The sequence below is a fragment of the Candidatus Villigracilis affinis genome (assembly GCF_016705895.1).
Lineage (GTDB): Bacteria > Chloroflexota > Anaerolineae > Anaerolineales > Villigracilaceae > Villigracilis > Villigracilis affinis.
In genome coordinates, this window is the sequence record NZ_JADJKT010000040.1 from 35,939 (window position 1) to 55,848 (window position 19,910).

The 19,910-nt window shown below is 50.9% G+C and carries 21 protein-coding genes and 1 pseudogene; 11 read left to right on the plus strand and 11 right to left on the minus strand.

Translation table 11 applies throughout. From position 1 onward, the window contains the following. Positions 1–75: 75 nt before the first annotated feature. The 4 genes and pseudogenes from IPI86_RS22815 to IPI86_RS22830 all read right to left on the minus strand — a co-directional run bounded on the left by IPI86_RS22815 (position 76) and on the right by IPI86_RS22830 (position 5,070). Positions 76–285, minus strand: coding sequence for a diguanylate cyclase (locus tag IPI86_RS22815; protein ID WP_345300337.1), 210 nt, complete (start codon positions 283–285; stop codon positions 76–78). Then, positions 266–3,053 (minus strand): annotated as a pseudogene (locus IPI86_RS22820) (PAS domain S-box protein). The gene IPI86_RS22815 and the pseudogene IPI86_RS22820 overlap by 20 nt, the downstream one beginning before the upstream one ends. Positions 3,054–3,238: 185 nt before the next feature. After that, the gene (locus IPI86_RS22825) at positions 3,239–4,078 is read right to left on the minus strand and encodes a hypothetical protein (protein WP_345300338.1); all 840 of its coding nucleotides are present in this window, start codon (positions 4,076–4,078) and stop codon (positions 3,239–3,241) included. Between the two features lie 56 nt (positions 4,079–4,134). Next, positions 4,135–5,070, minus strand: coding sequence for a hypothetical protein (locus IPI86_RS22830; protein ID WP_345300339.1), 936 nt, complete (start codon positions 5,068–5,070; stop codon positions 4,135–4,137). 190 nt (positions 5,071–5,260) lie between these two features. Between IPI86_RS22830 and IPI86_RS22835 the strand changes: the two genes are divergently transcribed. Next, a complete protein-coding gene (locus IPI86_RS22835; protein WP_345300340.1) occupies positions 5,261–5,833 on the plus strand; it encodes a biotin transporter BioY in 573 nt (190 codons plus the stop codon). Positions 5,834–5,893: 60 nt separating this feature from the next. Here the strand turns inward: IPI86_RS22835 and IPI86_RS22840 are convergent, their stop codons facing one another. Genes IPI86_RS22840 through IPI86_RS22850 form a run of 3 tightly spaced genes read right to left on the minus strand, consistent with a single transcriptional unit; the run spans position 5,894 to position 7,864 of the window. Then, positions 5,894–6,136 (minus strand): hypothetical protein, encoded by a 243-nt coding sequence (locus IPI86_RS22840; RefSeq protein ID WP_345300341.1) that lies wholly within the window; start codon positions 6,134–6,136, stop codon positions 5,894–5,896. Continuing rightward, positions 6,133–6,672 (minus strand): PIG-L family deacetylase, encoded by a 540-nt coding sequence (locus IPI86_RS22845; RefSeq protein WP_345300342.1) that lies wholly within the window; start codon positions 6,670–6,672, stop codon positions 6,133–6,135. The genes IPI86_RS22840 and IPI86_RS22845 overlap by 4 nt, the downstream gene beginning before the upstream one ends. A gap of 55 nt (positions 6,673–6,727) precedes the next feature. Further along, a complete protein-coding gene (locus tag IPI86_RS22850; protein ID WP_345300343.1) occupies positions 6,728–7,864 on the minus strand; it encodes an FHA domain-containing protein in 1,137 nt (378 codons plus the stop codon). A 261-nt stretch (positions 7,865–8,125) separates the two neighbouring features. Here IPI86_RS22850 and IPI86_RS22855 point away from each other — a divergent pair, with 261 nt between their 5' ends. Together IPI86_RS22855 and IPI86_RS22860 are read left to right on the plus strand one after the other, a co-directional pair. After that, positions 8,126–8,833, plus strand: coding sequence for a serine/threonine-protein kinase (locus tag IPI86_RS22855; protein ID WP_345300344.1), 708 nt, complete (start codon positions 8,126–8,128; stop codon positions 8,831–8,833). Between the two features lie 74 nt (positions 8,834–8,907). After that, a complete protein-coding gene (locus IPI86_RS22860; RefSeq protein ID WP_345300345.1) occupies positions 8,908–9,084 on the plus strand; it encodes a hypothetical protein in 177 nt (58 codons plus the stop codon). A gap of 257 nt (positions 9,085–9,341) precedes the next feature. Here the strand turns inward: IPI86_RS22860 and IPI86_RS22865 are convergent, their stop codons facing one another. From IPI86_RS22865 to IPI86_RS22875, 3 genes are read right to left on the minus strand one after another with little or no spacing between them, the layout of a single operon-like run. Then, positions 9,342–9,632, minus strand: coding sequence for a hypothetical protein (locus IPI86_RS22865; RefSeq protein ID WP_345300346.1), 291 nt, complete (start codon positions 9,630–9,632; stop codon positions 9,342–9,344). Further along, positions 9,629–10,069 (minus strand): hypothetical protein, encoded by a 441-nt coding sequence (locus tag IPI86_RS22870; protein WP_345300347.1) that lies wholly within the window; start codon positions 10,067–10,069, stop codon positions 9,629–9,631. Before IPI86_RS22870 ends, IPI86_RS22865 begins: the two co-directional genes overlap by 4 nt. Before the next feature lies 1 nt (position 10,070). Beyond that, positions 10,071–10,265 (minus strand): MoaD/ThiS family protein, encoded by a 195-nt coding sequence (locus IPI86_RS22875; RefSeq protein ID WP_345300348.1) that lies wholly within the window; start codon positions 10,263–10,265, stop codon positions 10,071–10,073. Between the two features lie 161 nt (positions 10,266–10,426). Between IPI86_RS22875 and IPI86_RS22880 the strand changes: the two genes are divergently transcribed. Both IPI86_RS22880 and IPI86_RS22885 read left to right on the plus strand, forming a co-directional pair. After that, positions 10,427–11,542 (plus strand): glycosyltransferase, encoded by a 1,116-nt coding sequence (locus tag IPI86_RS22880; RefSeq protein WP_345300589.1) that lies wholly within the window; start codon positions 10,427–10,429, stop codon positions 11,540–11,542. Further along, positions 11,539–11,892, plus strand: coding sequence for a YraN family protein (locus tag IPI86_RS22885; RefSeq protein WP_345300349.1), 354 nt, complete (start codon positions 11,539–11,541; stop codon positions 11,890–11,892). The genes IPI86_RS22880 and IPI86_RS22885 overlap by 4 nt, the downstream gene beginning before the upstream one ends. 77 nt (positions 11,893–11,969) lie before the next feature. Here IPI86_RS22885 and IPI86_RS22890 read toward each other — a convergent pair whose 3' ends face one another. Next, positions 11,970–12,590, minus strand: coding sequence for an FMN-binding negative transcriptional regulator (locus tag IPI86_RS22890; protein WP_345300350.1), 621 nt, complete (start codon positions 12,588–12,590; stop codon positions 11,970–11,972). Between the two features lie 207 nt (positions 12,591–12,797). Between IPI86_RS22890 and IPI86_RS22895 the strand changes: the two genes are divergently transcribed. The 6 genes from IPI86_RS22895 to IPI86_RS22920 all read left to right on the plus strand — a co-directional run bounded on the left by IPI86_RS22895 (position 12,798) and on the right by IPI86_RS22920 (position 19,838). Next, positions 12,798–13,925, plus strand: a complete 1,128-nt coding sequence (locus IPI86_RS22895; protein ID WP_345300351.1) for a hypothetical protein — start codon at positions 12,798–12,800, stop codon at positions 13,923–13,925. A gap of 165 nt (positions 13,926–14,090) precedes the next feature. Continuing rightward, the gene (locus IPI86_RS22900) at positions 14,091–14,948 is read left to right on the plus strand and encodes an aldo/keto reductase (RefSeq protein ID WP_345300352.1); all 858 of its coding nucleotides are present in this window, start codon (positions 14,091–14,093) and stop codon (positions 14,946–14,948) included. Positions 14,949–15,289: 341 nt separating this feature from the next. Beyond that, entirely contained in the window at positions 15,290–16,306 is a 1,017-nt protein-coding gene (locus tag IPI86_RS22905; protein WP_345300353.1) for an endonuclease/exonuclease/phosphatase family protein, read from the plus strand. A 430-nt stretch (positions 16,307–16,736) separates the two neighbouring features. Then, entirely contained in the window at positions 16,737–18,287 is a 1,551-nt protein-coding gene (locus IPI86_RS22910; RefSeq protein ID WP_345300354.1) for a fused MFS/spermidine synthase, read from the plus strand. Further along, a complete protein-coding gene (locus tag IPI86_RS22915) occupies positions 18,287–18,958 on the plus strand; it encodes a TIGR01906 family membrane protein (protein ID WP_345300355.1) in 672 nt (223 codons plus the stop codon). Before IPI86_RS22910 ends, IPI86_RS22915 begins: the two co-directional genes overlap by 1 nt. 16 nt (positions 18,959–18,974) lie before the next feature. Then, a complete protein-coding gene (locus IPI86_RS22920; RefSeq protein WP_345300356.1) occupies positions 18,975–19,838 on the plus strand; it encodes a GNAT family N-acetyltransferase in 864 nt (287 codons plus the stop codon). Positions 19,839–19,910: the final 72 nt, after the last annotated feature.

The window sequence follows — 19,910 nt, forward strand, 5'->3', positions numbered from 1 at the left end:
AAGGGACTTCGATTCCACACTCAGCAATCTGCACTTTGAACTTTATATTTTAAATCGTTGAATTCCTTTTTGCGATTATACCGTATCGATCGCTGGATATACGGATACGCAATTCCGTCCTGATTCTTTCGCGGCATACATGGCTTTGTCGGCATTTCGAAGGAGATCGTCTAAAGCCTGAGTTTCCGGGCAATATTCGGCAACACCGACACTGATGGTGACACTGACCAGCCCGCTTCCGATATCCAGTTTGTATGCGCCGACTCTATCCCGAATTCTCTGCAACGATTAATGATTCCTGGGCATTGCTATTCGGCAGCAGGATGGTAAATTCCTCGCCGCCATAACGTCCAAGAATATCGGCTGACCTTAATTGCTCGCGTGCGATCTGTGTGATATTTTTCAAGATCTCATCGCCCACTTGATGTCCATAGCGGTCGTTGAATTTTGAAGTTATCAATATCGAACATGATCAACGACAGGGGCTGCTTGTAGCGTTCAGCCACCGAGCACTCGTGTGCGGCGATCTCGAAGAAATAGCGGCGATTGTAAACTTCTGTCAAGCTGTCAATCCGCGAGATGCGCTGTTCGCGCTCGATGGCGACCAGCAGGGTGTGGTTAACTTCTTCGAGCGATTCCTTGGCACGCTGCAATTCCCTTTCGGCCTGTTTGCGGGCGGTGATATTGCGGTTGCTGCCGCGAACGCCGAGATAGCGGTTTTGGTCGTCAAAGACCGGCTGGCAGACATGACCGATCCACTGCACCCAGCCATCTGGAAGGATGATGCGGAACTCGATCTCGTCGACCATTTTTGACGTCAACGCGAAATGCCTGTGGCTGCTGAATTTGACCAGGTCATCGGGGTGAATGATCCGCTCCAACAGACCATCATCATCGAAAAACTCCTCAGCGGTATGGCCTGTTACCTCCTTGCAGGAGGGCGAGGAATAAATAAACTTGCCGTCCGGAGCCTGCCAGAATTCCCAATCAGCCGTGTTGTTGGCGACAATGCGATATCGCAACTCGTTTTCGCGCAGCGCATCTTCGGCTTTTTTCCGTTCCGTAACATCGTTGACCAAAATCAGCCGTGCCGACCTGCCATTGAAGACAGTGTCGTGGCGCGTAATCTCAACATCAATCAGTGTGCCGTCCTTTTTACAATGTTTCCAAACACCCGCTCTAAAATCCTGTAAATCAGTATTCATTAAGTGCTTCTGCAAGGAATCCGCCTCTTCAACCGGGCGAATGTCCATGATGGTCATTCGCAGAAATTCTTCACGCGAATATCCGTAGTATGTGATGGCTGCATCGTTGACTTCAAGGAACACAAGGGTTTCGAGGTCGTACACCCACATGGGATGTGGATTGTTTTGGAACATGAGACGGTATTGCACTTCTGATTCCTGCAAGGCGTCTTCTATCTTTTTGCGCTCTGTAATGTCGCGAATCGCAGCAATATGAATCGGGCGTCCCTTCCATGTAAGGTGGCTGGCACTGATCTCCACTGGAAACACGGTGCCATCCTTTTTTCGATGCCAGCGTGTTGGGATTTTTACAACCTGTTCCTGCATGGCTTTACGTGTATGGTCTGGCTCTGCAGAAAGGTCAACGTTACGCAAACTCAGCAGTTCTTCGCGTGAATATCCATAGATCCTGGATGCGGCTGAATTTACCTCATAGATATGCCCGGTTTCGTTGTCGATCAGGAAGATCGCATCGGATTCTGCTTCAAAGAGCTGGCGGTGTTTTTCTTCGCTGTCGCGCAGGGCATCCTCGAACAACTTTCGTTCGGACAGGTCGATATCGATGCAATACAATTCCTTGCCTACGCCGAAGGTTTCGATGACGGTGTGATTTGAATAAACGGATACCCGCGAACCATCCTTGCGCATCAGGGATAACTCCTCTGATGGATGTCCCTGCCCGGATTCGATCATTTGTTGAATATCTGCCTTTACCGCTGCCTTTATTTCGGGAGGGATGATCAGGTCGACTAAATTCCTCCCCAATGCCTCTTCTTTTGTATAGCCATAAATTTTCTCACTGGCTTGATTCCACAAACGTACCGTTCCATCGGGACCATATCCTTGAACTGCGATGTTGGAAATCTTGTCGAACAACTGCCTCAGACGTTCCTCGCTTTGACGTAGTTCATTTTCCGCACGTTTGCCCTCAGCGATATCCCATGCGAGGTCGGCCATCAGGTTAACAGTGGCGACATCAGCTTCGGTATATTCATCGGGCTTGTTCCCAACCCCCAGAATAGCGACTGCCACACCACCGCGCATGACAGGAATGGTCAACAAACGTGAAACTAGTGCATGGCCCGGCGGCATTCCCTTGCGATGTGTCAGGCTGGGGTAATCATTGTAAATCACCGGCCCATTTTGACGGACACAATCCACCCACACGCCCGCCTCGTCAATCGGGTAATGAGACCACTTTCCATCGGCGGTACACATGCTTTTCAGGGTATGGGTTGACCAATTCTGCAATGAAAGGGTCTTTTGATCTTTTTCAACGAAGTGAAAAAAGCCAATATTGCTTTGAGTTAGCAACTCGGCTTCGTCTAATGTTTTCTGAAGTAAATCATCCAATGAATGGGAGTGGGCAAATTCACTGATCCGCAGACGTGCCCCAAAAATGCGGCTCTCCATGGTCTGATCCTGCCTGACATGAACGATTACGAGAGAGGCCTCATGACCATCGTGATCGATCGAACTAAAAGTCAGGGTGATGCTGATCAATTGTACGTTTTTAGTACGAAGATGCCATTCGCGTGGATAATGCCCAATATGGCGAGCCTGCTTCAGGTCGGCGTAAAGAGGCGGTATTTCCTCTGCAGGAAAAATATCTTCAAGCGTAAGTTTTTCGAAGTCGGATGGGGAATATCCCAGCAGGGAATTCAACGCGTGATTCACTGCGAGAAAGGCAAATGTTTCCCGGTTATGAACCCAAACAGGAGCAGGGTGATCTCCAAAAAGTCTTTGAAATTCTATCCTGTCCCTATCCTTGCTGATCTTGTCTTTCAGAGGAGATCTTTTCAAAATCATTCTCTATCTTCTGGACACTAAAAATGGCCAACAAATTATGCAGTCGAAAATGCGGGCTGCGTGCAGGCGGTCGGAGTTTTCAATAAACAAGCGCCCGATGATTTCAACAATAAATCATTTCCACCGAACTGTTATTCTTAAGTCTAGTCTTTACCAGCGACAAGTCAAGTGACAAAAGTTACATCTCACACAGGGTTATTTTTTCTCGCCGTTTCCAACAAACCACTTTCAGCCCCGTATTGCAAAATAAAGTAATTCGAGAGAAGCGCCAGCCCCGCAACCATGTAGCTTGCGGGATAGGCCGCCAATGAGACGAAATCCATTGCAGACTGGGCCGCGGCAGGAATGAGATCATAACCGCCAAGCCAGTAAAAAGTGTTGACGCTGTCAGCAAGTGCAAAGAGAATGAGACCCCACCAGGGGCGACTCCATTGTCCGCGCCCGAAGAGGAAGGAGAGCCAGATGGCGATCGTGCCTTCGGTGAGATCGAACACCGGGTATAGAACCGTAATGAATAATATGACCCACGCGGATTCGCCACCCAAGCCAGCCTTTGATGCCAATTGGGTAAGCCCGGCTGCAACTAAAAATGCCAGCCCAACCAGACCCATATACAGGAGCCTGCCTTTTCGTTTCTGTGCTCCGTACACCAGCCTGGCTTGATAATAAAGAGAAAGCCCAAGATAAAAATATCCAAGCAGCCAAAATATATCCACCAATCGAAAATCGGGATAAGGCGTGTCGATGTAGATCGCGTCGTACACGATCCCGCTAATTTCCCCACCGACCCAAAACCACAAACCAATGGCAAAAGCCTGCCAAACACGATGAGGCTGTTCGCCTGCACCGAACTGGCGCATGACCAGTGTGCCTGCAATTGCCGCGCCAATTGCGGGAATCAGGATAAGGATATCGAGAAGTTTGTCATTCCAAAACGGGGAAACTGCTTCGGCAAGCGGTTCAGCATAGTAGGTCCAAATGACCAGGATCAATATAATTGCAGAGCCTGCCCTGCAGAGCTGCAAAATTTTCCTGGGGGAAATCCTATTAGCGGTTTGATTGGATAGTTCACTCATAAGGTTCATTCCGAAAATGCGGCAGGAATCAACCGCTGGGATTTTAAGATGGCACGTTCATCGGGATGGATCTGTTCGAAGGTCTCACTCAATAAACGCAGGGTGAGGTTGCCGCCAATGACGAAGTTCATTTGCGCGCCCATTGCCATGAACAAAGCGCGATAGGCATGGGCCGCATCCATCAAATAAGGGAAAAAGTGCGCGTCCAGCATGTTGCTGTCGTTCAAGGCGATGTGCCAACGCCAGGGTTGGATCTGGCGATTCAACTCGCGGTCCATGGTTTGCAGTAATTTCTGCCCGACCAATTGTTGATAACGGTCCAGGATCTTACGGCTCCAGTTCATTGCACCGAGTCGCAGCACCGCGCATTGATATCCCTGTGTGGCTGGTGTGGGCGAATAAGTGGTGACTTCCCACAAGAAATCCCCACCATTTTCCAAACCAGGGATATCGGAAACAAATCCATCGGCAGTAGAAAAGATACGATCTGATTTTTGCAACTCGCCCTGCCAAAAAAGCGCAAAGCCTTGCAATTTGTCTGAAACTACTTCGGCCAAGCCGCTCCACTGTTCCTGTTTCCATTGTTCAACTTGCAACATCCAGGATTTTGGATCGGCGATCTTGAATTCATTTGCAATTTGGGATTCAAGCGCCAACAGTGTCAAGCGCCCGGCAATATCTGGCAGTTTGACGGCACGTATGCGGGCAACTTCATCACGCAGTGAGGCGAACTCACTCATGGAGGACGGAGTACCCCGTCCGTTTTCGACCAGATAGGCTGCATTAGGTGACCCATTCGAAAAAAGCAGAATGGCAGATTTGCCTGCATTGAGCTGTTTCTCGATCAAGCCACTGGAGTCTTGTTCGCGAAAATAACTCTCCGCCGCAATCTGGGAGGTGTTTTCGGGAAACTCTTGTACTTGACTGAAGAAAATCTTCATGCGAGGTCAGGGTTGAATTGAAACAAAAATGGGAAATGAATATACTTTGTTATTTTACTTGATTTTCCCCGCAAACAAAGGTAATAATACGCCGCTCAAATTAGGTGTCTTTCTACTCAATGAGTAAGGCTAAATGCATGACACTCTGTCTGCGCTCGATAAACTATAATCCAGAAAAAGGAAACCTTATATGACAACTCTTGCCCCCACACTTTCCGTCCGTTATTTTCCCCGCACAGCAACATGGATTCGTGATCTGTTTCTTATTGTTTTCGGATCCTTGTTCGTTGCTGCATTGGCGCAGGTTGAAATTCCCCTGCCGTTCACGCCTGTACCGATCACAGGTCAAACCTTCGGCGTATTGATCATCGGCGCGGCGCTGGGATCGAAACGCGGCGCATTATCGCTTGCGTTGTATCTTGCGGAAGGGATCATCGGTCTGCCCTTCTTTGCTGGCGGCGCACATGGACTAAGCGTCGTCATCGGCGCGACAGGCGGATATTTAATCGGCTTTATCGCTGCGGCTTATATCATCGGCCTGCTGGCAGAACGAGGTCTGGAACGAAACGCTCGCACTTCATTCATTCCGTTTTTGGCAGGCACAGTGATCATCTATGCCTGTGGCATCACATGGCTATCGGTTGTGCTGGGAAGTTTCAGCAAAGCCGTTGCCTTGGGCATGGTCCCATTTTTGATCGGGGATGTGATTAAGTTGCTGGCAGCTGCCGTGGCTTTGCCTGCGGCATGGAAAATCGTGAAGTAATTAAACCAAAAGAAGAAAGAGGAAAGAAGCTTCTTTCCTCTTTCTTCTTTTTTGATCTGACTATCGCAATCCTTCGAACAAATCCGCTTCAATTCCCCTGCCGCCGTTGACCAAACTGAATACGCGATAAAACGTGCCCTGCATGGCAAGAACGGATGCTGCGGCATCGGCATCCATTTCTGCGAGCGCGCCCAGAGTGGGCAATTGGCTTTGATGGCATTGAATGGCCTTCCAGAGCGTGGTGACCATCCATTCCTTCCAGGCGATCTCTCCGCGGACCTGGTCATCTACAGGGAAGGTCATGTCCCCATGAAGGGCGCAATGAGATTGATGAAGTTTTCGCCATCCACCATATAATACAGTTTCGAAACACGGTGAGCGGGTAAATTCTCTGCATCCTGATAGCTAGAATCTGCTGCACAAACGATGGCCGCAGAGGTGAATTGCCCAACCGCGATGTGATCGGGATGGCCATAATTTCCATCGGGAGGAAAAGTCACAACGACCTGCGGCTTGATCCGGCGAATGTACGTGACGATCCTGCCGATGGCCTCGGCGTGGACGGCCTTATCCACACTGCCGTCAATGTAATTGAGGAAGTGCAGGCTTTTCATGCCAAGTTCTTTGACAGCGTTGGATAATTCCTTTTCGCGGAGTTGGCCGAGTCTTTCCGTGCCTGGATTCTGCTCCTCGGGACCGAACCAGCCCACCTCGCCGCGTGAAGCGCAGACAAGGTGTGTATCCACTCCTTCGGCGGAATACTTCGCCAGCGTACCGCCCATTCCCATGGATTCATCATCCGGATGTGCAAAAACAGCAAGCAGTTTTAATGATTCCATGATTTCTCCTGATTAAATAAAAACTCCCGCAAGCGAATGCGGGATGTGAACGAATTTATTTTTGAGAAACCTTCTGAAGCGTTTCGGGCGTGAGATTAAAGGCTTTCGCAAAACCAGCGACGTATCGTGCGCCTTTCGGCTTGATACGCCACAAACCGAAATCAGCCAGCTGGAACAACTGCTCTGATTCAGGGAAAGTCTCGATATACATTTTCTTCACGGGGGCATAACCAGGTTCACCATTTTCCATGAATTCAGCCGAGGCGCGGATGGACAGGCGCGCAAGTGTTTGCGGATCGGCGCGGCCATCATCGGTTTCGGCGATGAGCAGGCTGACCTGCTTGTTCTTTTGCATATCCACCGTGTGCTGGGCAAGACGGCTGACATGAACATAAAACGCCGAATAATCGAGGGCGGCGATAAAGGCCACCATCGAGACACGCGGCTCCTCATCACGTATTGTGCCGAGCGCTGCAATGCGGGTGGTGGAGAGAATACGAGCGAGAATTTTTCTGATTGAACGTCCATGATCTTTTATCCGCCTGAGGGGGGGGTTATCTAAACGTACGCCATGACCGCGTACGGAGTCAATATATTGATGAGTTGGGTCAAGGGATGCGATGCGATCGCGCAAGCGTCGAATAAGCGCATCCAAAGCCTGATCAGATACGCCAGCCATTTGATCTTCGCCCCAGACCGTGGCGACCAGATCGGCGCGGCTGATCACCTGTCCCTGATTTTCATATAACAGCCATAACAACTTGAATTGCTGTGCGGAAAGCGGCGGCGTGACCTGCTGTTGGTTCACCCACACGCGGCGGGATTTGTTATCCATCATCAGGCGGCCCGGGCGAATACCACCTTCGGCGAGCGGCATGGTAGCATCGGAAGTGAGAAACAAAAACTGCTGGGCAATGGCAATACCCAACAAATCACCATCCTGCAGCATGACTGGCCCGGTCAACTCAACGCCATTGTGATTCGTTCCATTCTTGCTGCCGAGGTCTTCAACGGTCACACCTTCTGTAGTGGGCGTGATACGTGCATGAAAGCGCGAAACCTGACGGTCCTGCACGTTGATATCGCAGGTGGGGTCGCGCCCGACCATCAATGCATGGCTCAACGACCAGCGCTGTCCTTTCAGCGGGCCTTCCTGAGCCACAAGAATGGGAAATTCATCTTCATGTTCCATAATTACCTCAATTATCGCATCTTGCAAAAAAATAAAATCCTGTACCTGATCGCACTCCATCAGATCCCAGATTGCCAATGCATGCACAGTACTATATAACAACAAAGACGTTTATAATATAGCAGAAAAGTGTAATTCTGTGGATACTTGCAAATCATTCTTTTATGGTCTTGATATACGCGGACGATAGACGCCGAAATCATCGCTCCGCCTTGACCTTGATGTAAACACAGAATCGCACGTTCCAAAAAAGGAGAAGATTTGCCCCAGTCACTTCAGAATGGGGAGGTTCTGCGTGACCGCTACAAGATCCGTGAACAGATCGGACAGGGCGGTACAGGCAGTATTTATCTTGCCGAAGACAATCGTCTTGAAGGCAGATTATGCGCTCTTAAGGAAGTTGAGCACAATCGCACCCTCCCACCCCAGTTTTTAGAACAGGCACGCGAACAATTCTTTCGCGAGGCTTCTGTTCTTGCGCGCCTCGACCACCCGAACCTGCCGAAGGTTTCAGACTTCTTCTCCGAAGGTCTGCGCGATTATCTGGTGATGGATTACGTGCCAGGCAAAGATCTGCGCGAACGCATGCTCGATGCCCGCCGCAACAAAACCTTCCTCTCTGAAAACGAAGTATTGCGCTGGGCAGTGCAAATCTCAGATGCGCTGAATTACCTTCATCAGCAAGACCCGCCGATCATTCACCGCGACATCAAACCGAGCAACCTGAAAATCACCCCAAGCGGATTAATCAAACTGGTGGATTTCGGTCTCGTAAAAATTCTCGCCCCCAATGAAGTGACCATCACCATCATTCAAGGTCAGGGCACCGCGCTATACACCCCGCTCGAACAATACGGCGGCGACGATACGCATACAGATATCCGCGCTGACATTTTCTCCTTCGGTGCCACCCTGTATCACCTGGTCACGAACGAACCGCCCACCGAAGCCAGCAAACGCTTTAAATAGCCGCAGCCTGACACCGCCTCGAGATATCAATCCTACCCTCAGCAGCCGCGTGGGAAAAAGCCATCCTGTGGGCCATGTCGCTGCACCCCGATGACCGCCCGAAGGATGTGATCGAACTGCGTGAAGCCTTGCTCGGCAAAAGGACACACCCGATCATGTCACATCGGGCCGTTCAGGCTTTGACATTCCAGCCTTCTCACTGCTCCCGCAGGAACAACTCGCAGCTTACACCGCGCTGGGTTTGTTCTTGATCGGCTTAATCGTTACAATATTAAGATATACGGAAACACTTAAATCACAGCCCTATTCCACTTCCGCCGCGGCTTTTTCGATCATTCTGCAAAACGAACAAAAATCGGGGTCGTCGTGGGTTGTCCGCACTTGGGGCAGGCATGGACATGCCTGAGCGATTCATTCTTTTCAATGAATAAATTCCCGCTTTTCTTGGCTTCCAGAAAATTTAAATAGAAAATAAGCTTTGCGCCGGGGCGCGCAGTTTCCAGCAGATTCAGGGATCCCTTGTAAAAATGGACTGCGACCCTTCAGCAAAGGGACATTCTTCATAAATATATTCAATGCCGCGCATGATGGCGTAGGCCGTCATTTCGCGTTCATAGAAACGGCACAACGGCTTGACCTTGCGAGAGAGTCCATCCGTGCCAGGCAGGACGGGACCCTGGCGCAGAAGATAGTCACTGGCCCAGTGCAGGGTATTGCCGAATAGAACAGCGGCTTCATCATCCAGGTTGTGACCTGTGGCGAGGACATCATAGCCGAGGTCACGCGCCACGCGATTCATTTCGTGGCGTTTGGCGAGCCCGCACACGGCGCAGGGCTTCCCGTATCCGCGGTGGCTGCTTTGCGCCAGCATGGGTATGGACTGGCCGTATTCCTTTTCAATATCCACCACGTGAAGTTTGAGATTATTCGCTGGGCGAATTCCTCGGTCAACCGCTGGGATTCGTGCGAGTAATTAATCCCGCCATCAATGCCAAGGCCGAGATACAAACCATCCACTTGATAACCGAGACGCACGAGAATATCCCACAATGAGAGCGAATCCTTGCCGCCTGAAACCGCCACGAGGATTTTCTCATCGCGATTGAACATCTCATATTTTTTGATAAAGCGTTCGGTCTGCTCGGGAACCCATTCGAGGTAATGTTCCTTGCACAACGCCAGTTTATGCTGACGCATGTGGATCGAGGCTTTTTCACCGCATTTTTTACATTTCATCTCAACCGCCAGAGATCACTGCGATCAGTTTGATCTCATCGCCGGGACGCAAAATTTCGTCATCGGTGATCAGCTCACCATCGCGTGTGGCAATGACCGATTCAGGGACAATATCGCTCTTCTTCAAGGCATCCACCAGCGCCATGCCAGGCTTTACTTCATACACTTTATTTCGCAAAATCAATTTCGCTATCATTTGGCTCATAAAATGATTTTATCACGCGCAGTATTTATCCTTGACATTCAATCTTCGATGACGTAGCATATTCACATGCGAATCGGAATGATGGTGGATAGTTACAAACCCTACGTCAGCGGCATCACGAATTATGTCGAGGTCAATAAAAATATCTCGAACTGGCGGGGCACGAAGTGTATGTCTTCACTTTTGGCGATCTGGATCAACAAAACCAGGAACCGCGTGTGATCTACAGCCGCGGCGTGCCGCTCTCGGATTCTGGATTTTATTTGTCCATGCGCTACTCACGGGAGGCAAAGCAATTGCTTCAAACCATGGACGTGGTGCATGTGCATCATCCCTTCTTAAGCGGAAGGTTGGCATTGCGCTATTGCCGTTTGTTGAAGATTCCCATCGTGTACACCAATCACACACGCTACGACCTGTACGCGCAGACTTATTTGCCGATCATGCCCGAAGAAATGAGCCAGGGAATTTTGCAAGCCTACCTGCCCTCCTTCTGCAATGCGGTGGACCTGGTCGTTGCACCGTCGGCGGGAATGGAAAAGGTGCTGCGTCAACTCAATGTGGATGGCAATGTTGAAGTGGTGCCCAATGGCGTGGATTTGAAGAATTTCCAAAACGCCAGTCCGCTTTCACGCGCTGAGCTTGGCTACAAGCCCGATGACATTCTATTGGTATATGCGGGGCGCATTGCGCTGGAAAAGAATCTCCCCTTCCTTCTCAGATCATTCGCAGGGGTTGCGCAGGCCATCCCCAACGCACAACTGCTGCTTATTGGAAGCGGCATCCAGCCCTACGAAGAAGAGATCCGCAGCCTCATTGAAGAGATGGACCTCACCCGTAGAGTCCGCATGGTGGGCCGAGTCGATTACGAAAAACTTCCATCCTATCTCGCCATGTGCGATGCCTTTGTCACTGCGTCGGTCACGGAGGTGCATCCGCTTTCGGTGATCGAAGCGATGGGCGCGGGACTGCCCGTGATGGGAATCCATTCGGTGGGAGTTGGGGATACGGTGGTGGATGGGGTGACGGGCCTGCTTGCGACTCATGACCTGCCAGCGTTTACCGCCAAACTCACCCGCCTCTGTCTTGACCCGAACCTGCGTGCCCAACTCAGCGACTCAGCGCGAAAGGCATCCTCCGCCTACGCCATTGAGCGGACCACGGATATCATGCTCAAACATTATGAAAGACTGGTGCGCGAGTCGCATCCGCGCAAGGGACATTGGTCGATACGCCTGCGCAAACTGCTGGAGCGGATCACGCAATGACGAAGCACAATCAGGAGATCGGCGCATGGGGCGAAGGCATCGCCGCCGAGTGGCTCGCCGCGCATGGACGTGAGGTCGTTGCCAGAAATATCCGCACGCCGTATGGTGAAATTGACATCGTAGCCAGGCAGGGCGATGTGACGATCTTCGTCGAAGTGAAGACTCTGACCTCCAGCGCAAATTTTTTCCCCGAAGCACAGATTACGGCACGGAAGCGCGAGCACATGCTCCACGCGGCCCAGCATTACTGCGCTGAGCATGAAATTGACCACTGGCAAATTGACGTGATCGCCGTGGAAGGCAAACCAGGTTTAACACCTGTAGTGACTCATTTTGAGAATGTAGTTTAGGCATGTGGTCTCGATACGCCTTTCAAAGATCGCGCAAGGCTACTCGACCACCATATGAGATGTGGCTTTACTTCTCACTACTCACTATTCTCTGCTCTCTTCCCCCTCATCCCATTCGCCACTTCCACTGAATTCACATCTCCCCGCTCTTCCAACTCGCGGATGATGTTCGCGTGGTCTTCATCGTTGCGATTCTGACTGAGCTTGTAGCCCGCGTCGATGCGGGTGACATCCACGGCGAAACCGACGGTGCCGTTCATTTCCTTTTTCACAAAATCCTGCGGCAGGGACTCGAGCCGATAGTTTGAATGCGCTTCGTGATGCCCCACCAAACGGCTGAGCAGGGAATAAAACTCGTCCCCTTCCACCATCCGCACTTTGCCGTAGACATGCACCATCATGTAATTCCATGTCGGCACGTTGACATGGTTGTACCAGCGTGGCGAGATATAGGTGTGCGCGCCTTGAAAAATGAGCAGAATTTCCTGCCCGCCAAAGGTCCTCCACTGCGGATTGGCCTTCGACATGTGGCTGTAAATGGTCAGCCCCGCATTTTCGGTCTGCACGATTTCCACGGGCAGGTGCGGGGCAATCGGCTTTTCGCCGTCAAAGGTGACAATGGCAGGGAAATTATTTTGTTTGAGGAAATTCAGGATTAATTCACGGTCTTCTTCGCGGTAAAGTTTAGGGATGTGCATGGGATTCTCCTTTTGGCAGGGCGAGTATAGCAGGGAATTTTCAGGGTGCTGTAAGGCAGCGATAATTCATTGAAATATAAATAAAAAGCGGGATAATCGAAGAGGGCGAAGAAGACTGTTTTATGATCCGTACATGCTCAGTGAACCAGGCAAAATGGTAAAATCTTCATATGTTTATCGTAAGTTTTCATACGGGAGTTAAGTAAAATGAACAAATACGCAATCCTCTCAGTTACAAGTATTTTCGCTTTAGCCTGTAGTGCTGTTTCAAATTTCCTGCCTTCCACATCTTCAGCCCCTGAAGTGGCTGCACCCTCATTACCTGAAACATTCACATCTATACCAGTTGATACAGACAGCCTGGTGGGGCGAAATCCAAGCGAATGGTTTCCTGCCTCCGATTCTTTTTCCGCATTGAATAACATTCCGTTTCAAGGTTATGAAGCCTATGTCAATGAAGATTATGTCGGGCTTTTTTTCGACCCGATAAAAAAACAGGAACAATGGCAAAAAGAGTTGGACTTTCATAACGAAACTGGACGAATTGTCAATTACGCCTACTATTGGTACACGCCTGAATGCAATACAAAAAGTGACGCGCCTTCGGCCCAGATCGTTGCAACTATATATAAAGATGCCAAAGGGGCACAGGCGGGGCTGGAATCATATTCGAATTTATATGATACGCCCACCAACCCCAAACGAGAAGTTGAAGTGGGTGATATAGGGTATACCGCCTTCTTTCTAACGCCCACATGCGGAAACTCCGCATGGACTGCATTTGTGTATTTTCGCCGCAACAATATATTTGGGGTTGCAGGTGTCACAACCTTCAAACTTGAAGCCAACTTCGAAAAGCTTGAACTTGCATTGGCTTTAGCTCAACAACTCGATCAAATCATCCTGGAAGAAATGACAAATCACTCCGGCACGTCAGAAGACCTGGCCGCCCTGGAAAAATCGGCAAAAACGATTGACATATCATCAAGTCCGCCTCAAAACCCTCCTCCAGGCTCGGGTGACCCAACAGACTTTATATCTCCCAATCTCGCTTGTGCAGGCGGGTATGGACCAAACGCCACATATGATGTCTATGGAACTGTAGAGAATACCAGCCCCAGCCCAATCATGCTCACCATAGAGTGGGGCGCAGATGATTCAGGCGCAGTTTATTTTAGTGATGTACAAGCATCCATGACTACTAAAACTGTCAAAATTTCTCAAAATTACACCAGTACAATCGAGATTGAAGGCGATACACTTATATTGGATTCCAGTGGATTTCCTTATGGTGAATGCAAAATTTACTCAATAAAAGCTAATTGGGTTGAATAATAAACTTTATCTGTAATAGACCTGGCAGGCTCATTAAGAAGACTGATGGAAAGGTTCTCCGAGCTCGAGACTCATATAGTGATTTCACGTGCAAATGTAAGAGCAGATGGTTAACAATTCCTGCATAAATGGTCGTTAATTACCAAATGAACGATGGAGAAAAATATGATCCCCACCCTCCCCTTTGGCCGCACGGGCCACGAAAGCACGCGGACTATTTTTGGCGCGGCGGCGTTTTGGGACACCCCGCAAAAGGATGTCGATGCCGCGATGGACCTCATTCTGCAAAACGGCGTCAACCATGTGGATACAGCCGCCAGCTATGGCAAAGCCGAAGAAGTGCTGGGCGATTGGATTCGCCGCCACGGCAAACCGTTCTTCCTCGCCACGAAAACGGATCAGCGCACGAAGCAGGCCGCCTACGACCAGATCCGCCGCTCGCTCGACCTGTTGCATGTTCCCCAAGTGGACATGATCCAACTCCACGCATTGCACGAAGAAGCGGATTGGGTCACAGCCTTCGGCGAAGGCGGCGTCATCGAAGCCGTGATTCAAGCGCGTGATGAAGGGCTGGTCCGCTTCATTGGGGTGACAGGTCACGGCGTGCCTGTGCCCGAATTCCATCTGCGCTCACTGGCGCAATTCGATTTTGATTCCGTGCTGCTGCCGTACAGCCATATCATGATGCAAAATCCGCGCTATGCCGAAAACTTCAACAAAGTGCTTGCGGTTTGCAAAGAGCGGAATATCGCCGTGCAAACCATCAAAGGCATCACCCGCTCCCCGTGGAAAGATGTGCAGCAAAATCGCACCACCTGGTATCGTCCGCTCGAAGAACAGGCCGATATCGACCTTGCCATGCACTGGGTCTTCGGAAATCCGCAGGTCTTCCTCAACACCGCAGGCGATATCAATCTGTTGCCGCGCATCTTCGAAGCAGCCCATCGCTTCACCTCCCGCCCCACTGATGAACAGATGCAGGACCTCAGTCAACGCCTGGAGATGGCTCCGCTGTTCGAGTAACCCTCATACAATAGTCTGAAAACAAAACCGCGGAGATACAGAGTTACATAGATAAAAGTTCGATGGCTTATGTAAACAGGGGGGTCTCCCAAGGGAGGGAAAAAAAACACAACAGGCGGCCGGGGGGGGGGGGGGCGCGCGGGCCGGCGGGGGGGGGGGGGGGGGGGGCCGCCGGGAGGCCGCGGCGGGCGGGGGGGACCCGCCCCCCAGGGGCGCGAAACGGGCGCCGGGAGAAGCCATGTATATAAGCAAGAGAACTATTGAAACGGGGGAGGTGAAAAGGATATACTTGTTCAAGTGTTATCAATCCTTACCCACTTACCGATGGAGGATACATTACCATGCCAGATTACAAAAGTATTGACAGCAAAACCGTTGAAGGCAGGCGCACCGCCGAGAAACTGCTATTGCTCAAGTTCGAGTTGGACAAGATGATCCCTTCCAAAACAGTCGACCCCACCCTGCTGCTCGCCACTTGGAATATTCGCGAGTTTGGCGGAACCAAGTCTGGCGGACGGGAGGAGGAACCGCTCTTTTATATCGCTGAGATCATGTCACGCTTTGATATTATCGCCGTTCAGGAAGTGCGCGACGATCTCGATGCCCTCGATAAACTTTTACAAATTCTCGGCAGTTGGTGGAAATACATCGTTTCAGATGTCACACTCGGCACGCAGGGGAATAACGAACGTCATGCCTATATTTACGACACTCGAAAGATCTCCTTTGGGGGCATGGCCGGTGAACTGGTTCCTGAAATGAAAAAGGAGGGCGGAGTCCTAAAGTCCGATTTCGCTTTCTCGCGCACACCCTACATTGCTGGTTTTAAAGCGGGCTGGTTTAAGTTTACGTTATGCACCCAGCATTTTTATTATGGCGAAGACAAAGCCGATGATCCGCAGCGGCTCAAGGAAGCGCAGACCGTTCTCAAATTGCTAAAGAAACGAATGCAGTCCAAAGATGCCTGGTCTGGCAACTCCATCTTATTGGGAGACTTCAACGTCTTCTCCCTCCATGATGAAACCTTTCTGGCGATCGAAAAAGAACAATTCCATGTTCCAGCATCGCTTAAAGGCACATACACGAATTCCAACAGGGATAAACCATTCGATCAGATCGCCTTTCTGGCGCGCGATGTCGAAAAACAGCTCGGGCTGGCTAGAGCGGGCACATTTCCATTCTTCGATCACGTATACCGCGATGCCGATTGGAAGACCTATCTGCCGAATAAAACGTTTAACGAATACAAACAATGGCGCACCTTTAAAATGTCCGATCATTTGCCGCTCTGGGTTGAGTTATTCGTCGACTTTGGAGACGCCTACCTTGAGAAGAAGATGGAAAAGCCTGTGGTTTAGTAAAAAAGAGTCGCACGTTGGGTAGTCTCAATATCTACAGTCTGTAAATTACGAAAACGTAGTAATGGTTTTGGTAAGACCACTGCCAAAGGATATTTTTTAACGCAAAGGCGCTAGGATATTATAAAGACACCTCGCCTTTTCGCGCTTTTGGGGCAAAAGCTACATTTTTTGCGTCCTAGCGTCTTTGCGTTGAGGTTTTGTATTTTTGCACCGGAAGATTCTTTGGTCATTCGGCTAAAAAGCGACTGAGATCGCTACTACGAAAATTTTTCGTGAAGTATTGAAATCATTGCCTCTGCGAAGAATTTCCACCCACAGAACAACTCCACAAACGGGGATTTCTTCTTTCTTCTTCCCGCCTCTTTCCTCATCCATCCTTCATCATTCATCATTTATAATCCGCCCCATCCTATTTCATGGAAGATCAATGAAAAAATACCTTCTATTCACTGTTTTCGTCTCTGGCATGACCACACTCGCCGCCGAGTTGGCCGCGGGCCGTTTGATCGGCAACGTGTTCGGCACGAGCAACCTCGTTTGGGCCAGCATCATCGGGCTGATCCTCATCTATCTCACCGCGGGGTATTTCCTCGGCGGCAAATGGGCCGATGCAAACCCGACTCCCGCCGCGATGTATCGCATCCTTGCATGGGGAGCATTCACAATTGGCCTCGTTCCCTATATCGCTGGACCAGTTCTCAGGGCGGCTTCGACCGCGTTCGATGCGCTCAGCGTCGGCATCATGGCAGGGTCGTTCATCGCCGTGTTGATTCTGTTCAGTGTGCCCATCACATTGCTTGGCGCGATCTCGCCGTTTGCCATCCGCCTCTCTGTGGATGACACTTCAAAGGCAGGGCAAATTTCAGGGCAGATCTATGCCATCTCCACGCTCGGCTCGTTCATCGGCACCTTCCTGCCCACGCTCGTCACCATCCCAACCATCGGCACAACCAAAACATTTTTGGTCTTCGGTTTGTTTTTGCTTTGCGTTGCGCTGGCAGGTCTTGGAAAATTCGCCAGCAAAAATGAAATGCTCAAGCTGATCTGGATGCCCGTCGTGCTTGCGCTCGTTGCCATTCTTTCGGCGGGTCAGGCGCTCAAAAGCAACAAGGGTCAGGTGTACGAAACCGAGTCGGCTTATAACTACATTCAAGTACAGGAGATCAACGGTTTCACATTGCTGCGACTCAACGATGGGCAGGGTGTACATTCGATCTATCATCCCGACACGCTGCAATACAACGGCCCGTGGGAACAGTTTATGGTCGGCCCATTCTTTTACGCGAACCGCAAACCGCAGGATGTCGAACGCATGGCCATCGTCGGCCTTGCGGCAGGCACAGCGGCGCGTCAGGCCACAGCCGTGTATGGCGATATCCCCATCGATGGTTTTGAACTCGATGGAAAGATCGTGGAGGTCGGACAAAAATATTTCGGATTGAACCTGCCGAATCTAAATATCTACATCGGCGATGGGCGCTTGAACCTTGAACGCAGTCCATATAAATATGACATCATCGCCGTGGATGCCTACCGCCCGCCGTACATTCCCCCGCACATGACCACGCAGGAATTCTTCGAGATCATCGCCTCCCACCTGACCGATGACGGGGTGCTGACCATCAACGTGGGTTCGGTCCCCGGAGATCGCCGCCTGATCGATGGCCTCGCCACCACGATCGCCACCCAATTTGCATCCATCCACATCATGGACATCCCAGGCTCGCTCAACACGATGATCTTCGCCACCAAACAGCCCACCACCCGCGAAGACTTCGCCGCCAATTTTGTTGCCCTGTCTTCTGATGTATCTGTTGAGCCGTTACTCCTCAACACCATGGCAGCCACCTATACCAATCTCACCGAAGGCTATACTACAACCACCGTCTTCACCGACGACCTCGCCCCCATCGAATGGATCGTCAATGACATGGTCGTGAGCTTCGTTTTGCAGGGCGGTCTGGAATTTTTACAATAATGAAACCATCCTTCTTTTCCTATCTCGTCTCTCTTCTCACCCCCATCGCCCTCATCGGCGCGGCATTGCGCATTTTACTTTCACCCATCTACTTCAACGTCGAATATCGTATGCCCTACTTCCCCGTTGACGAATATGGCATGACACAAGAGGAACGCCTGCAATGGGCGCCCTACGCGGTGGAATATCTCGTCAACAGTGCGGATATCTCCTACCTCGGCGACCTTCAATTCGAAAATGGCGCTCCGCTTTACAACGAGCGCGAACTCAGCCACATGGCCGATGTGAAGAACGTTGTCATCGGCGCGCTGCGGGTTTGGTACCTCTCGCTCGGCATTCTCATCCTGCTTGCCATTCTCGCCCAGCGCAGCGGATGGATGCCCGACTACCTCAACGGTCTGCGCCGCGGCGGCATGTGGATGATCGGCCTCGCCGTGGCCCTCGGTCTCATCGCTGGCATCGGCATCACCACCAATCCCGATGTGTTCTGGGAATTCTTCGCCCTCTTCCATGCCATTTTCTTCGAAGGCGATTCCTGGCTCTTCTATTATTCAGATACCCTCATCCGTCTCTTCCCCATCCGCTTCTGGCAGGATGCCTTCCTCTGGGCGGCGATTCTTGCATTGGGCGGCGGCGCAGGGCTGGCCTTCGGAATTCGCCGCAGAGAATGATCCACCTGAACTAAACATGCGACCCATCCCATCTGACGAAACGCTTATTGCGCAATTCGGAATGCCGCGCAATGAACTGATTCAAGCCACAGACCTGCACACACTGACCGTGCAGGCATGGCTTTCATCGCGCAGTCCGCAGGCGGCAAGGTTCAATGGAAAAGGTATCAAAGCATCGTCCACTGGATTCAAAATTCCCCTGCTAAACCTCGCCCTCGGTTGTGATTTTCCCGCAGACACCAGCACAGCAGAGATCGAAGAGGAAGTCAGAGCCGTTATTGATTTCTTCGCGAAACGAAACGTCCCCTGGTATTGGTGGCTGAACACAAAACCGTCACCGCCAGCTATCGGCCAGATATTGGAAAAGTGCGGCCTGCAATATGACTCCCCACCCCTTCCCGCCATGATCGCGCCGAACAGGCAGGATGAAACATCATTTCCCGCTCACAGCAAAGACACCCGCGTCTGGCGCGCCAATTCCATCGCGGATCTGCAAGCCGCAAGCAAAATCCGCAGGCTGGCATTTCGTTTTGCCGAAGGTCAGGCCATGACCTATTTCGAAGATATGCCCTCCGATTGGCTCGATGACTCCAGCCCCGCCCGTCTGTTTCTGGCAGGGGAAAGTGAATCGGAACCCATGTCCATCGGCGCAATGATCGAAGGTGCAGGCATTCCCGGTATTTACGTCATGGCCACACTGCCAAATCAACATCGCAAGGGCTATGGCAAGGCCATCCTCACCCGCCTGCTCGCCGAAGCCTCCGTCTCAGAAAGCCGCATTGTGGCATTGACGGCCAGCAAGGCAGGTGCAGCGCTGTATTCGCAATTTGGCTTCCTGCATTTATTCGACTTCGATTTCTACTCGCTGCCCGGACAATGACAAAAGGCGCCGTTCCCAAACAGGAGACAGTGGGTTATTGCACATGATGTATAATTTCAACACAGGAGTCAA